Annotated in this window: 13 protein-coding genes; 7 read left to right on the forward strand and 6 right to left on the reverse strand. The window is 64.6% G+C overall.

All coding sequences use genetic code 11. The annotated features are described in order from the left end of the window. Positions 1-56: 56 nt before the first annotated feature. Positions 57-761 carry an NUDIX hydrolase gene (locus RYH74_RS06710; protein ID WP_025338779.1) on the forward strand — a complete coding sequence of 235 codons (705 nt, stop codon included), beginning with the start codon at positions 57-59 and terminating at the stop codon, positions 759-761. Between the two features lie 220 nt (positions 762-981). Here RYH74_RS06710 and RYH74_RS06715 read toward each other — a convergent pair whose 3' ends face one another. After that, positions 982-1911, reverse strand: coding sequence for a DMT family transporter (locus RYH74_RS06715; RefSeq protein WP_317409137.1), 930 nt, complete (start codon positions 1909-1911; stop codon positions 982-984). A 295-nt stretch (positions 1912-2206) separates the two neighbouring features. Continuing rightward, a complete protein-coding gene (locus tag RYH74_RS06720; protein ID WP_075044957.1) occupies positions 2207-2800 on the reverse strand; it encodes a helix-turn-helix domain-containing protein in 594 nt (197 codons plus the stop codon). Positions 2801-3114: 314 nt separating this feature from the next. Between RYH74_RS06720 and glnT the strand changes: the two genes are divergently transcribed. The 4 genes from glnT to RYH74_RS06740 all read left to right on the forward strand — a co-directional run bounded on the left by glnT (position 3115) and on the right by RYH74_RS06740 (position 7464). Further along, a complete protein-coding gene (glnT, locus tag RYH74_RS06725; RefSeq protein WP_015270738.1) occupies positions 3115-4449 on the forward strand; it encodes a type III glutamate--ammonia ligase in 1335 nt (444 codons plus the stop codon). 66 nt (positions 4450-4515) lie between these two features. After that, complete coding sequence (locus tag RYH74_RS06730; RefSeq protein WP_075044958.1) at positions 4516-5421, forward strand: class II glutamine amidotransferase; 906 nt, start codon at positions 4516-4518, stop codon at positions 5419-5421. Positions 5422-5448: 27 nt separating this feature from the next. Further along, complete coding sequence (locus tag RYH74_RS06735; protein ID WP_075044959.1) at positions 5449-6123, forward strand: protein glxC; 675 nt, start codon at positions 5449-5451, stop codon at positions 6121-6123. Positions 6124-6138: 15 nt separating this feature from the next. After that, a complete protein-coding gene (locus tag RYH74_RS06740) occupies positions 6139-7464 on the forward strand; it encodes an FMN-binding glutamate synthase family protein (protein WP_013973039.1) in 1326 nt (441 codons plus the stop codon). Between the two features lie 286 nt (positions 7465-7750). On the opposite strand, the gene RYH74_RS06745 is transcribed toward RYH74_RS06740, so the two are convergent. Next, the gene (locus RYH74_RS06745; protein WP_025338785.1) at positions 7751-9163 is read right to left on the reverse strand and encodes a purine-cytosine permease family protein; all 1413 of its coding nucleotides are present in this window, start codon (positions 9161-9163) and stop codon (positions 7751-7753) included. A gap of 413 nt (positions 9164-9576) precedes the next feature. Continuing rightward, positions 9577-10029, reverse strand: a complete 453-nt coding sequence (locus RYH74_RS06750; RefSeq protein ID WP_015270735.1) for an Lrp/AsnC family transcriptional regulator — start codon at positions 10027-10029, stop codon at positions 9577-9579. 112 nt (positions 10030-10141) lie between these two features. On the opposite strand from RYH74_RS06750, the gene RYH74_RS06755 reads away from it, so the two are divergent. Beyond that, on the forward strand, positions 10142-10756 hold the full coding sequence (locus RYH74_RS06755; protein ID WP_075044960.1) for a LysE family translocator: 615 nt from the start codon (positions 10142-10144) through the stop codon (positions 10754-10756). 168 nt (positions 10757-10924) lie between these two features. Further along, on the forward strand, positions 10925-11557 hold the full coding sequence (locus tag RYH74_RS06760; RefSeq protein ID WP_023660833.1) for a LysE family translocator: 633 nt from the start codon (positions 10925-10927) through the stop codon (positions 11555-11557). 3 nt (positions 11558-11560) lie between these two features. Here RYH74_RS06760 and RYH74_RS06765 read toward each other — a convergent pair whose 3' ends face one another. Beyond that, entirely contained in the window at positions 11561-13342 is a 1782-nt protein-coding gene (locus RYH74_RS06765; protein WP_317409138.1) for an ATP-binding protein, read from the reverse strand. A 182-nt stretch (positions 13343-13524) separates the two neighbouring features. Then, positions 13525-14088: an NUDIX hydrolase gene (locus tag RYH74_RS06770; RefSeq protein ID WP_317409139.1), complete on the reverse strand. Its 564-nt coding sequence runs from the start codon at positions 14086-14088 to the stop codon at positions 13525-13527. Positions 14089-14090: the final 2 nt, after the last annotated feature.

Below are 14090 nucleotides of genomic sequence, written 5' to 3' on the forward strand. Positions count from 1 at the left end.
TTGCCTTACTTAGATGCTCTGGTGGATTATGGTGAGCTTGAACAAGGAGTCGCCCGGTGAATGCAGTCGAAGTCCTGGCCAGCGTCGATATCGTCGCCCTGCGCATGGCCCCCGAAGCTCAACATCTGCAGGTGCTGCTGCACCGTCGTGAGCGTGAACCGCATGCCGGCCAGTGGGCCTTGCCCGGGGTGATCGTCAATGGCCGCACCCCCGACACCAGCCTGGAAGCTGCTGCCGAACGCGCGCTGCGCGAGAAGACCCAGGTCGTACCGTGCTACATGGAACAGGTGGGCACCGAGGGCAATGCTTTCCGCGACCCGCGTGGATGGTCACTCAGCACCTATTACCTGGCATTGCTCGAACCCGGGCAGGTCGTCGAGGGCGAGCAACTGGCGTTTTTCGACTTGGACAGCGTATTGGCGCGCAAGGTGCTGTTGCCCTTTGATCACAACCTGTTGGTGGAGCGCGCCCGTGAGCGGCTGGCGGCGAAGACGGTGTACAGCAGCCTGCCGCTGTACCTGCTGGCGGAGAAGTTCACTGTGCTGGATGCGCTAGGTGCGGTGCAGGCGTGCCTGGGGCAGGCGGTGAACAACACCTCGCTGCGCAAACGCCTGGAGCGCTTGCGCGAGCTGGGGTGGGTGAGGGACACCGGGGAGAAGAACCAGCCCAGGCTGGGCCGGCCGCAGCAGTTGTATCAGTACACACCACAGGGGGAGCGGGCGTTCATGTTTGACCGCAGCCTGCTGCCTGAGGGCGCTTAGTCGCCTGTACCGACCTCATCGCCGGCAAGCCAGCTCCCACAGGTAAAGCATCAGGCTAGAGCCCTGTGATTACCCTGTGGGAGTAACTGTCTTGTGCTGCCTGTTCTGGCCTCATCGCCGGCAAGCCAGCTCCCACAGGTACTGCACAATGCTTGAGGCCTAAGCGGTCGGGTGGGAGCCGGCTTGCCGGCGATGAGGGCCGTTCAGGCAAGCACATTCATCAATGCGCGCAGCGGCTGGTATCGCCTTGTTCCGCTGGTGCCTTGCGCGCCGCCGCCAGGATGGTCGCCAGCACGATCAGCGCAGCGCCAGCGGCCATGCGCAGGCTTGGCTGCTCACCGAACAACCACCAGGCGCCGATGATCGCGTACACCGGCTCCAGCGCGATGATCATGCCGGCCGTGCGCGCTTCCAGGCCTTCCAGGCTCTTGACGAACAGGAACTGCGACAGCCCGGTGCAGAACACGCCCAACAGCGCCAGGTTGACCCAGTCGCTGCCAGCCAGGCTGGTATTGCCCAGGTGAGTGAAGGCAAACGGCGCCACCAGCGCGGCCACCACCACGTTCTGCCAGAACGCCACCTGCATGGCGTTCATGCTCGAGCCGTTGCGGCGGTTGGCCACGGTCAGCAGGGCGAACGCCAGGCCCGAGCCCAGGCCCCAGAGCAGGCCGACGGTGCCTTTGTCGAGCAAGTCGAAGGTCGGTACCACCAACACCAGACCGGCCGTGACCATCAGCAGCAGCAAACCTTGCACGGCACCGATACGCTGGCCGAACACGCCGCGCTCGATCATGGCGATGAACGCCGGGAAGCTGGCGAAGCCCAGGGTGGCCACGGCCACGCCGCCAACCTTCACGGCGATGAAGAAGGTTACCCAGTGGGCAGCCAGCAGGGCGCCGGTCAGGCCCAGCACCGGCAGGTTGTGCAGGGTGAGGGCGTCGAGCAGGCGCGTGCCCTTGAGCCCGGCGACGAAGCCCAGGGCGATGAAGGCGAAGGTGGCGCGGCCGAAGGTGATGATGCTGGCGTCGGCCTCGATCAGGTGACCGAGGATACCGGTCAGGCCGAACAGCACAGCGGCGATATGGGCAACGCACAGGGCGTTACGGTGGCCGGTGGCAGCACCGGCTACGGGGATTGAAGTCGCGATCATGGCAGTCAAGTCTTCACAATGTGGCGCGCGCAAACACTCCCGGCTGGCGCGGCGCGGGTCTCTGATACTGGGAGTTTTATCGTTATGAGCCCGGACGAACTGCCCGGTGCAAAAAGGCGCCACAGCGTTGGAATTGTGAAGCGAGGCTGTTTTACTCGCGAATACCGCACCGATCAGCCCACGGCGCGGGGCTGGTCGATGTGTGTATTATTTTTGTAGACACAGTTCTGAAGCCGATCGCGGGCGACGTGTGCTTGTCTGATCGCGACATCGGTTGTTGCCTTGCTGCGCCGCGTCACTCGTCGCCGTAGTTCATGATCGACAACAGGCGGATGGGTACCTGCACCAGCTGCTCGGGGCCGTGCGGGGTCTCGCCGTCGAAGGTCAGGCTGTCGCCGGCCCGCATGTGATAGAGCTGGTTGCCGTGGCGGTACACCAGTTCACCCTCCAGCAAGTGGAGGAACTCGGTGCCGGGGTGGGCGAAGGTCGGGAACTCTTCGCTGGCGTCGTCCATGGTCACCATGTACGCCTCGAAGTTCTTCTTCGGCCCCCTGGCGTGATTGAGCAAATGGTAGGTGTGGCCTTTCTCGGTACCGCGGCGCACCACCTCCAGCCCTTCACCGGCTTTCACCAGCAAGGCATTGCCGTCGGGCTGATCATATTGGCTGAACAGCTTGGCCATCGGCATGCCCAGCACATCGCACAGGCGGCTGAGGGTGTCGAGGCTGGTGGACACCTGGGCGTTCTCGATCTTGCTCAGCATGCCTTGGCTGATGCCGGCGATGCGCGCCACGTCGGCGAGCTTGAGGGACTGGGCCTGGCGCTGGCGCTTGATCTGCAGGCCCAGGTACTGCTCCAGGCGAAGGCGCGGTTCGGTTTCGGTTGGCATCGAATGTCCTGCACGGTTTCAGTTCAAGAATAAAGTTTTCGCACTGGGAAAGTGCGAAATGCAGCTGCGGTGGCTGCATCTTTCCTCGGGTGAAAACAAGTTTCCCATAAATGGAGCATGGAAATCTGCTTGGGTTTTGTGCTGGCCGTACCGGCCTCTTCGCGGGCACGCCCGCTCCCACAGGCCCGCTAAGAGGCCCGAACAGGCAACACAAGGTTGCACCCTGAACAAAGTTGGCAAGCACATTGCATTCCTGTGAGGAAAGTAAGTTTCCCATGCGGAATCATTGCCCCTTACCCAGGAGTGTTCAACCCATGTTGCCAGCAGAAACCCAGCGCACCCTCGATCAGCACGGCATCAAGTACGTGCTGGCGCAGTTCGTCGATATCCATGGCTCGGCGAAGACCAAATCGGTGCCGGTCTCGGGCCTGAAGATGGTGGCCGAGGAGGGCGCCGGCTTTGCCGGGTTCGCCATCTGCGGCATGGGCATGGAACCGCACGGCCCCGACTTCATGGCCCGCGGCGACCTTTCCACCTTGATCCCGGTACCGTGGCAGCCGGGTTACGGCCGGGTGGTGTGTGTAGGCCACGTAAACGGCCAACCCTGGCCCTACGACAGCCGCTACGTGTTGCAGCAGCAGGTGCAGCGCCTGGCCGACAAAGGCTGGACCCTGAACACCGGCCTGGAGCCCGAGTTCAGCCTGTTCCGCCGCGACGAGGATGGCAAGCTGCAACTGGTGGACGCTTCCGACAACCTCGACAAGCCGTGCTACGACTACAAGGGCCTGTCGCGTTCGCGGCTGTTCCTCGAACGCCTGACCGAGGCGTTGCAGCCGGTGGGCTTCGACATCTACCAGATCGACCACGAGGACGCCAACGGCCAGTTCGAGATCAACTACACCTACAGCGACGCCATGGAGTCGGCCGACCGCTTCACCTTCTTCCGCATGGCCGCTGGCGAGATCGCCAACGACCTGGGGATGATCTGCTCGTTCATGCCCAAGCCCGACCCCAAGCGCGCCGGCAATGGCATGCACTTCCACCTGTCGCTGGCCAGCAGCACCAACAAGAACCTGTTCCATGACCCGTCCGACAGCAGCGGCATGGGCCTGTCGAAGTTGGCCTACCACTTTGCCGCAGGCCTGTTGGCCCATGGCCCGGCGCTGTGCGCCTTCGCCGCGCCCACGGTCAACTCGTACAAGCGCCTGGTGGTCGGCCGCTCGCTTTCCGGCGCCACCTGGGCCCCGGCGTTTGTCGCCTACGGCGCCAACAACCGCTCGGCGATGGTGCGCATCCCCTATGGCCGCCTGGAGTTCCGCCTGCCGGACGCTGGCTGCAACCCATACCTGGTCACCGCCGCGATCATCGCTGCCGGCCTCGATGGCATCGACCGTCAGCTGGAGCCGGGCGAGATGTGCAACGAGAACCTCTACAACCTGAGCCTGGAAGAGATTGCCGCACGCGGCATCAAGACCTTGCCGCAGTCGTTGAAGGAAGCCGCCGACGCCCTGGAGGCCGACCCGCTATTCCGCGAAGTGCTGGGCGCCGAGATCGTCGACGAGTTCATCAAGCTCAAGCGCATGGAGTGGGTGGAGTACTGCCGCCACGTCTCCGACTGGGAAATCCAGCGTTACACCGAATTCTTCTGACCGCCCCCAATCCCTTGGGCGGCCAGCACGAACGCGGTCGCCCACTGCCTAGTAAGGAGCATCACCATGTGTGGAATCGTAGGTCTGTACCTGAAAAAACCCGAGCTGGAAGCCCAGCTCGGCAAGCTCTTCGAACCCATGCTCGAAGCCATGACCGACCGTGGCCCGGACAGCGCCGGCTTTGCCATCTACGGCGACGAAGTGGCCGATGGCTGGGTCAAGCTGACCCTGCAGGCCACTGACATCAACTACCCCTGGGCGGCGCTGATGGGCCAGCTGGAAGGGCGCCTGGGCTGCTCGCTGGACTGGTTCCAGAACGCCAGCGCCGCCGTGCTCAAGGTGCACACCAACGAGGCGTCGGCCCGCCAGGCCCTGAGCGAACTGGCCCCTGACGTGCGCATCATGAGCGCCGGGCAGAGCATCGAGATCCTCAAGGGCATGGGCCTGCCGGCGGAAATCTCCAGCCGCTTCGGCCTGGTCGGCATGAAAGGCAGCCACATCATCGGCCATACCCGCATGGCCACCGAAAGCGCCGTGACCATGGAAGGCAGCCACCCGTTCTCCACCGGCGCCGACCTGTGCCTGGTGCACAACGGCTCGCTGTCCAACCACTTCCGCCTGCGCCAGGAGCTCAAGCGCGAAGGCATCAGCTTCGAGACCGACAACGACACCGAAGTGGCCGCCGGCTACCTGACCTGGCGCCTGCAGCAGGGCGACAGCCTGGCCCAGGCCCTGGATGGCGCCCTGGAAGACCTGGACGGCTTCTTCACCTTCGCCATCGGCACCCGCAACGGCTTTGCCGTGATCCGCGACCCGATCGCCTGCAAGCCCGCCGTGCTGGCCGAGACCGACGACTACGTGGCCATGGCCTCGGAGTACCAGGCGCTGGCCAGCCTGCCGGGCATCGAGCACGCCAAGGTCTGGGAACCGGCCCCGGCCACCCTGTACGTCTGGGAACGCGAAAGCGCCTGACCTGCCACCGAACCACTGGAGAACCACATGAAGACGATCGACCTTTCCAGCACCTCGGTGCGTGTCCTCAACCAGTCCTTGCACGGTGAGGTGCAGGACCACGAATGGCGGGTGACCCACCCCGACGGCAAGCACAACCTGGCCGTGGGCATCAACGCCGCCGTGGCCGTGGATATCGAAGGCCACGCCGGCTACTACTGCGCCGGCATGAACCAGCAGGCCAGCGTCACCGTGCATGGCAACGTCGGTGTCGGCGTGGCCGAAAACATGATGTCCGGCTCGGTGCGGGTCAAGGGCAGCGCCTCCCAGGCCGCCGGCGCCACTGCCCATGGCGGGCTGCTGGTGATCGAAGGCGACGCCGGCGCGCGTTGCGGTATTTCCATGAAGGGCGTGGATATCGTCGTCGGCGGCAGCATCGGCCACATGAGCTGCTTCATGGGCCAGGCCGGGCGTTTGGTGGTGTGTGGCGATGCCGGCGATGCGCTGGGCGATTCGCTGTACGAGGTGCGCATCTACGTCAAGGGTGCGGTGCAGTCGCTGGGCTCGGACTGCATCGAGAAAGAGATGCGCGCCGAGCACCTGCAAGAGCTGCAGGAGCTGCTGAACAAGGCTGGCCTGGAGCACAAGGCTGCCGATTTCAAACGCTACGGCTCGGCTCGCCAGCTGTACAACTTCAAAGTCGACAACGCCAGCGCGTACTGATCCAGGAGCATTCCCATGAGCGAGCAATTCCCCCCGGTACTGCGTGAGTCGGCCACCTTCGACCGCCTGACCATCCAGGAAATCCAGCGTGCCGCCGAAACCGGCATCTACGACATCCGTGGCGGCGGCACCAAGCGCCGCGTGCCGCACTTCGACGACCTGCTGCTGCTCGGTGCCAGCGTGTCGCGCTACCCGCTGGAAGGCTACCGCGAAAAATGCGGCACCGATGTGCTGCTGGGCACCCGCTTCGCCAAGAAGCCGATCCACCTGAAAATTCCGGTGACCATCGCCGGCATGAGTTTCGGCGCGCTGTCGGCCAACGCCAAAGAGGCGCTGGGCCGTGGTGCGACCATCGCCGGCACCAGCACCACCACGGGCGACGGCGGCATGACCCCGGAGGAACGCGGCCAGTCGCAACACCTGGTGTACCAGTACCTGCCGTCGCGCTATGGCATGAACCCCGATGACCTGCGCAAGGCCGATGCCATCGAGATCGTCCTTGGCCAGGGTGCCAAGCCGGGCGGTGGCGGCATGCTGCTGGGCATGAAGGTGACCGAGCGCGTGGCCGGCATGCGCACCTTGCCGATCGGCGTCGACCAGCGCAGCGCCTGCCGCCACCCGGACTGGACCGGCCCGGATGACCTGGCGATCAAGATTGCCGAGATCCGCGAGATCACCGACTGGGAAAAACCCATCTACGTGAAGATCGGCGCCAGCCGCCCGTACTACGACGTAAAGCTGGCGGTGAAGGCCGGTGCCGATGTGATCGTGCTCGACGGCATGCAGGGCGGTACCGCCGCGACTCAGGAAGTGTTCATCGAACACGTCGGCATCCCGATCCTGCCGGCCATTCCGCAGGCAGTGCAGGCGCTGCAGGAAATGGGCATGCACCGCAAGGTGCAGCTGATCGTTTCCGGTGGTATTCGCAACGGTGCCGACGTGGCCAAGGCCATGGCCCTCGGGGCTGATGCGGTGGCCATTGGCACTGCGGCGTTGATCGCGCTGGGTGACAACCACCCGCGGCTGGATGCCGAACTGAAGAAGATCGGCTCGGCGGCCGGTTTCTATGACGACTGGCAGAACGGCCGCGACCCGGCCGGCATTACCACCCAGGACCCGGAACTGGCCAGGCGCCTGAACCCGGAGGAGGCCGGGCGCCGCCTGGCCAACTACCTGCGGGTGCTGGTGCTGGAGGCGCAGACCATGGCGCGGGCGTGTGGCAAGTCGCACTTGCACAACCTCGACCCGGAGGACCTGGTGGCGTTGACCGTGGAGGCTGCGGCGATGGCGCGGGTTCCGTTGGCGGGGACCGCCTGGGTGCCGGGGCAGGCGCAGTATTGAGTTGACCGTCGGGGGCCGCTTTGCGGCCCTTTCGCGACACAAGGCCGCTCCTACAGGGGACCGCGTATCGCCCCCCTGTAGGAGCGGCCTTGTGTCGCGATGGGCTGCAAGGCAGCCCCAGGGCACCCCCACCATTCACACAGGAGTGACTCCATGAGCACCTCCCCCTCGCTGTAATCCGGCCTCTTCGCGGGCTTGCCCGCTCCCACCGGGACACCACAGCCTTCGAGGCCGGTGACATCCTGTGGGAGCGGGCAAGCCCGCGAAGAGGCCGGCACTGTTTGAATCAGTGCCCCATGGCCACCTTGGCACTCATCTGCCGGCGACGGTAGGCGCTGTCACGGCTGGCCAGCCACCAGTACAGCGGCGAAGTAACTGCCAGCCCCACCAGCCACGACAGGTCCGCTCCGTTGATATGCTCGGAAATCGGCCCGACATACAGTGGCGTGTTCATGAACGGGATCTGCACCACGATGCCCACGGCATAGGCGATCAGCGCCTGCGGGTTGTAGCGCCCGTAGATGCCGCCATCGACCTGGAAGATCGACTGGATATCGTAGTCACCCTTGTGGATGGCATAGAAGTCGATCAGGTTGATCGCTGTCCACGGCACCAGCACCACCAGCAGCACCAGCACCATGTCGACGAAGTGGCCGATGAAGTCCGCCGAGGCGAACACTGCCACCACGCAGCAGGCCGTCAGCACTACCAGCGACAGCACGGCGCGGCTCTTGGCGGTGGGGATCCAGCGGTGGGCGAAGGTTTGCACCAGGGTGATGATCGACAGCACTGCGCCATACAGGTTGAGGGCGTTGTGGCTGATCACGCTGAGCAGGAACAGCACCAGCATGATCGGGCCGAGGGTACCGGTGGCCAGCTTGACCGCGTCCATGGTGTCCATGCCGGCCGGGATCGCCAGCACCGCCACGGCGCCGAAGATGAACGACAGGCTCGAACCCAGGGCCGAGCCCAGGTAGGTAGTCCAGAACGTCGAGCTGACCTTCACGTCCGCCGGCAGGTAGCGCGAGTAGTCCGACACATAGGGTGCAAAGGCGATCTGCCACAATGCCGCCAGCGACACGGTAGCCAGCCAGCCGGCCAGGTTGAAGCCGCCGCGGGTGAGGAAGTCGTCGCTCTGCACGTGGCTGAAGATGTAGCCGAAGCCGACCACGATGCCGATACCCAGCACCCAGGTGCCGATGCGGTTGAGCACGTGGATGAAGCGGTAGCCGATGATGCCGATGATGCCCGAGCCCAGCGCACCGATGACGATGCCCACCGGTACCGGCACGGCATCGACCACGCCGTGCAGCGACTTGCCGGCGAGGACGATGTTGGAGGCGAAGAAGCCGATGTACATGACCCCGGCGATCACCACCACCAGCAGCGCGCCGAGCGAGCCGAACTGGGCGCGGCTCTGGATCATCTGCGGGATGCCCATCTGCGGGCCCTGGGCCGAGTGCAGCGCCATCAGTACGCCACCGACCAGGTGGCCGACCAGGATGGCGACGATGCCCCATACCAGGTTCAGGTGGAACAGTTGCACGCCCAGCGCGCCTGTGACGATGGGCAGCGGCGCGATGTTGCCGCCGAACCACAGTGTGAACAGATCCCTTACCTTTCCATGGCGGTCTTGCGGGGGCACGTAGCCGATCGTGTGTTTTTCTATGAGGGGTGCCGAATTGGCTGCACTGGTCATGACTGACTCCAAGGCAAGGTAGGGCATCGGGAGCTGCCCGGGGGCGTGCCGGCGAAGGGCGACGCGTTCTTGTTGGAGCGATGATGCGGGGCGCGGGGATAACGAGAAATTAGTAAATATGTGCCCATAAACCTTAAAAAACCTAAGGCTGACAAAAGGTTAAGCGGGGGACGGTAGCAAGGAGGGTGCCAGGGGGCGGGAGGGCTTGGGCTAGAGGGGGTTGGGCCTTGTGGAGGCTAGAAGCGGTGTGCTTTGGTGGGGCGCCGTGCGCGTTTGCAGGGCAGATAAAAGATCGCCTGTGCCGGCCCTTTCGCGGGTGAACCCGCTCCCACAGGTACTGCGCATGGCTTGAAATCAATGCGGTCGAGGTGGGAGCGGGTTTACCCGCGAAAGGGCCGGCACAGGCAACAACGCTACATCGGCAACAACCGATCCTGTATCACCTCTTTCATCACCAGGGTCGAACTCAACCGCTTCACATTGGGAATGCTGGTCAGCTGCTCGTCATACAGCTTCTGGAACGCCGGCAAATCCTTGGCCACCACATGCAGCAGGTAATCCGGGTCGCCAAACAGCCGCTGCGCCTCGACGATCTGCGGGATTTCGGCCAGCGCCGCTTCAAAGTCCGCTACCGGCTGGCGAGTGACTTCGCGCAGGGTCACGAACACCAGCGCGGCAAAGTTCAGCCCCAGGGCGCTCGGCGCCAGGCGGGCGTGATAGCCAAGAATCGCCCCTGATTCCTCCAGCGCCTTCAAGCGCCGATGGCAGGGCGACAGGCTGAGCCCCACACGGTCTGCCAACTCGGTCACCGATAGCCGACCGTCTTTTTGCAGTTCGGCAAGGATTTTTCGATCAGTCCTGTCCATCGAGAAGGATCTTCCAGTTATTGAGGGCTATTGGGGAATATACGGAAGAAAATCCCTCGGCGGAATCCGTAATCTTTCGTCATCCCAAAGCAGTGGAAAAAGGAAGATTCAAGTGGCTCTCAGTGTTCTGACGGCGTTCTGGGCCGTGTCGATGCTGTTCGTGATTACCCCGGGCGCGGACTGGGCCTACGCCATTTCGGCCGGCATGCGCGGGCGCTGGGTGATGCCCGCAGTGGCGGGGATGTTGTCGGGGCATTTCCTTGCGACCCTGGTGGTGGCGGCCGGGGTCGGCAGCCTGCTGGCCGGGCACCCGCTGGCGCTGACCTTGTTGACCCTGGCGGGGTGCACCTACCTGCTGTGGCTGGGTGGCAACCTGCTGCTGAGCCCGGCATTGCCGGCGGCCGGGCAGGATGGTGCGGGGGAGTCGGGGTCCCGCTGGGCATTGAAAGGGTTTTGCGTCAGTGGCCTGAACCCAAAAGTGTTCCTGCTGTTCCTGGCGCTGTTGCCGCAGTTCACCGACCCGCAGTCGAGCTGGCCGGTGCCGTTGCAGATCTTGCTGCTGGGCCTGGTGCACCTGTGCAGCTCGCTGGTGATCTACTCGCTGGTCGGTTATGGCGCCAAAGCCGTGCTGAGCACCCGGCCAGGGGCGGCGAAGCTGGTTGGCCGGGTGTCGGGGGTGGCGATGATCACGGTGGCCCTGGGCTTGATAGCGGGTCAAATAAGTTGAATTCACTGGCCTCATCGCTGGCAAGCCAGCTCCCACCGGTTCAATGCCGGGCCTGAGCCATGCGGGGTACTTGTGGGAGCTGGCTTGCCGGCGATGAGGCCAGTACAGACGATAGACAAAGCCTCGGATAAACTCGCAGCACTTCAACGCACAACCAGGACGTGCCCCATGCCCGAAACCACGCAACTGCTCACCTTCGCCCTGATCTGCCTCGGCATGGTCCTGACCCCGGGGCCGAACATGATCTACCTGATCTCCCGCTCGATCTGCCAGGGCCGCAAGGCCGGGCTGATTTCGCTGGGTGGTGTGGCCCTGGGCTTCGTCATCTACATGTTCTGCGCCGCGCTGGGCATCACCGCCCTGGTGATGGCCGTGCCTTTTGCCTACGACGCGCTGCGCATCGGTGGCGCGCTGTACCTGTTGTACCTGGCCTGGCAGGCGCTGCGCCCTGGTGGCCGTTCGCCGTTCCAGGTTCGCGACCTGCCTGCCGACAGCCCGCGGCGGCTGTTCACCATGGGCTTTGCCACCAGCCTGCTAAACCCCAAGATCGCCGTCATGTACCTGTCGTTGATGCCGCAGTTCATCGAGCCGGGGCATGGCAGCGTGCTGCTGCAGTCGCTGGTGCTGGGGTCGACGCAGATCGCCATCAGCGTTTCGGTCAATGCACTGATCGCGATCATGGCAGGGTCCATCGCCGTATTCCTCGCCGGTCGCCCGCTGTGGCAGCAGGTTCAGCGCTGGCTGATGGGTACGGTGCTGGCGGGCCTGGCCGTGCGCATGCTGGCCGAAGGGCGGCGTTGACCGCTAGGCCTCAGGCGGCGGCTCCTGGGGCAGGTACAAGGTAAAGGTGGTGCCCTGGCCCGGGACACTGTTCACCTGCACATCGCCCCCGGACTGCTTGGCAAAACCGAACACCTGCGACAGCCCGAGCCCTGTGCCTTCACCCGGTGCCTTGGTGGTGAAGAACGGGTCGAAGATGCGCTCCAGCAGTTCGGCGGCAATGCCGACACCACTGTCGCTCACCGAAATCGCCGCGAACTGGCCCGGCTGTGGCGCCTGGCCGCGCAGGGCGGGCAGGCGCTGGTCGGCCTGCAGGCGCAGCTGCAAGGTGCCTTCGCCGGCCATGGCATCGCGGCCGTTGAGCATCAGGTTGATTACCGCGGTTTCCAGCTGGTTGAGGTCGGCGCGGATATGGCAAGGCGCCTGCGGTAACTGCAGCTCGACCTGGATCCGCGCACCGGTGGCCGTGTCGAGCATGTCGGCCATGGCCTCCAGCCGGGGCCCGGCCTCGAACACTTGCGGGCTCAGGGCCTGGCGGCGGGCGAAGGCCAGCAACTGGCCGGTCAGCCTGGTACCGCGGTCGACGGTGTCGGACATGGTCTTGAGGTAGCGCTCGCGGCGCTGTGCATCGAGGTTGGGGCGCTGCAGAAAATGCAGCGACGAGCGAATGATGGTCAGCAGGTTGTTGAAGTCATGGGCCACGCCGCCGGTCAGCTGGCCGATGGCTTCGAGCTTCTGGGCCTGGCGCAGCACGGCTTCGGTATGCAGCAGCTGGGTGGTGCGTTCGTCGACGCGCTGTTCGAGCGTGGCATTCAGCGCCTCCAGTGCCGCCATGGCCTCGCGCACTTCGGTGTGGGCCTGCACCCGCTGGACATGCGCCCAGGAGCGCTCGGTGACTTCGCTGATCAGCGCCTGTTCATAGAGGGTCCACTCCCGTGGCGCCTTGTCGTGGATGGCCATCAGCGCGGTCAGCCGGCCGCCTTTGATCAGGGGCATGCAAATGGTCGCGGTAATGCCGATGGCCTGGAAGGTGGCAGCTTCCTCGGGGGACAGCTCGCTCAGGTTGTCCTGGATGACCAACGGCAGGCCACTGCGCAGGCGGTCGAGCGCCAGCTTGCCGAAATCCTGCAAGCGATAGCGGCCCAACAGATGCGGCGAGCCGGGCGCCACGGCGTCACCGCAGATGGTGAAACCGTCTTCGTCGGGCTCCATCACCGCATAGGCGCAACTCGACAGTTGCAGGTGTTCGACCAGCATGCGCGTGGTAGTGGCAAGGATCTGGTCCGGGTCGGTGGCGTCGGCCACGGCACGGCCCAGGTCGTCGAGGAATTTCAGGCGCTGGTTGGCGAGCACGCTGGCGGTGGTTTCGGTGACTGTATCGAGCATGCCCAGCACCTTGCCGTCGTGGTCGCGGATGGGGCTGTAGCAGAAGGTGAAATAGGCCCGTTCGGGGCCGCCGTTGCGGTCGATGACGAGCGGGAAGTCTTCGATGTACACCGCCTCGCCGGCCAGGGCGCGGTTGGCCATGTGGCCGATGTCGGCCCAGGCTTCCTGCCACACGGCGCGGAAGGGGATGCCCAATGCCGAGGGCTTTTGCCCGAGTATCTGCGAGAAGGCGTCGTTGTGCAGGGTGAGCAGGTCAGGGCCCCAGAGCACAGCTTGTGGGAAGCGCGAGGCCAGGCACAGGGCCAGGCTGGTTTTCAGCGAGTCGGGCCAGTGCTGCAGCGGGCCCAGTGTGGTGGCGGCCCAATCGTGGTTGCGGATGCGCTCGGCCATCAGCCCGCCGCCGTCTAGCCATTTTGCCATGTGCTCTGCTGGTCCTTTTGCGTAAGGCCTTAAGGGTGCATCCAGAATAGACGTTTGGCGAGAATTTTTGGTGGCTGTACCGGCCCTATCGCCGGCAAGCCAGCTCCCACAGGACTGCACATGACATGAAGTCGATGCGGTCCAGGTGGGAGCTGGCTTGCCGGCGATAGGGCCGGCCCAGGCTAGCGAATGAAGTGCACCTTGCCAGTGTCGTCATTGCCCATGTAGATGCCATAAACCCCGGCCTGCCGCTCGAGGATATAGCGCTCGAGAATCTGCCGGATTGCCGGGTAGTAGATTTCGTCCCACGGGATCTCGTCCGGCTCGAAGAACCTGTACGCCAGCGTTTCCGCCCCGTACTGCCCGGTTTCCTCGATGGCGATGGCGCGGAAGATGATGTAGACCTCGCTGATCCTCGGGACGCTGAAGATCGAGTACGGCGAGACGATTTCGGCACGTACGCCGCTTTCTTCCCAGACCTCGCGCAGGGCCGCCTGCTCGGTGGTTTCGCCGGCCTCCATGAACCCGGCCGGCAAGGTCCAGGTGCCGGGGCGCGGCGGGATGGCGCGCTGGCACAGCAGGTACTTGCCATCACGCTCGATGATGCAGCCGGCGATGATCTTCGGGTTGATGTAGTGGATGTAGCCGCAGCCGGTGCAGTGCAGGCGTTCGTGGGTGTCGCCTGTGGGAACGCCCCGGGCCAGTTCCGTGGTGCAGTGCGGGCAGTAGCGCGGGGCGTTGGGCATGA

It is taken from the genome of Pseudomonas sp. LSJ-87 (assembly GCF_032971465.1).
Classification (GTDB): domain Bacteria; phylum Pseudomonadota; class Gammaproteobacteria; order Pseudomonadales; family Pseudomonadaceae; genus Aquipseudomonas; species Aquipseudomonas putida_Z.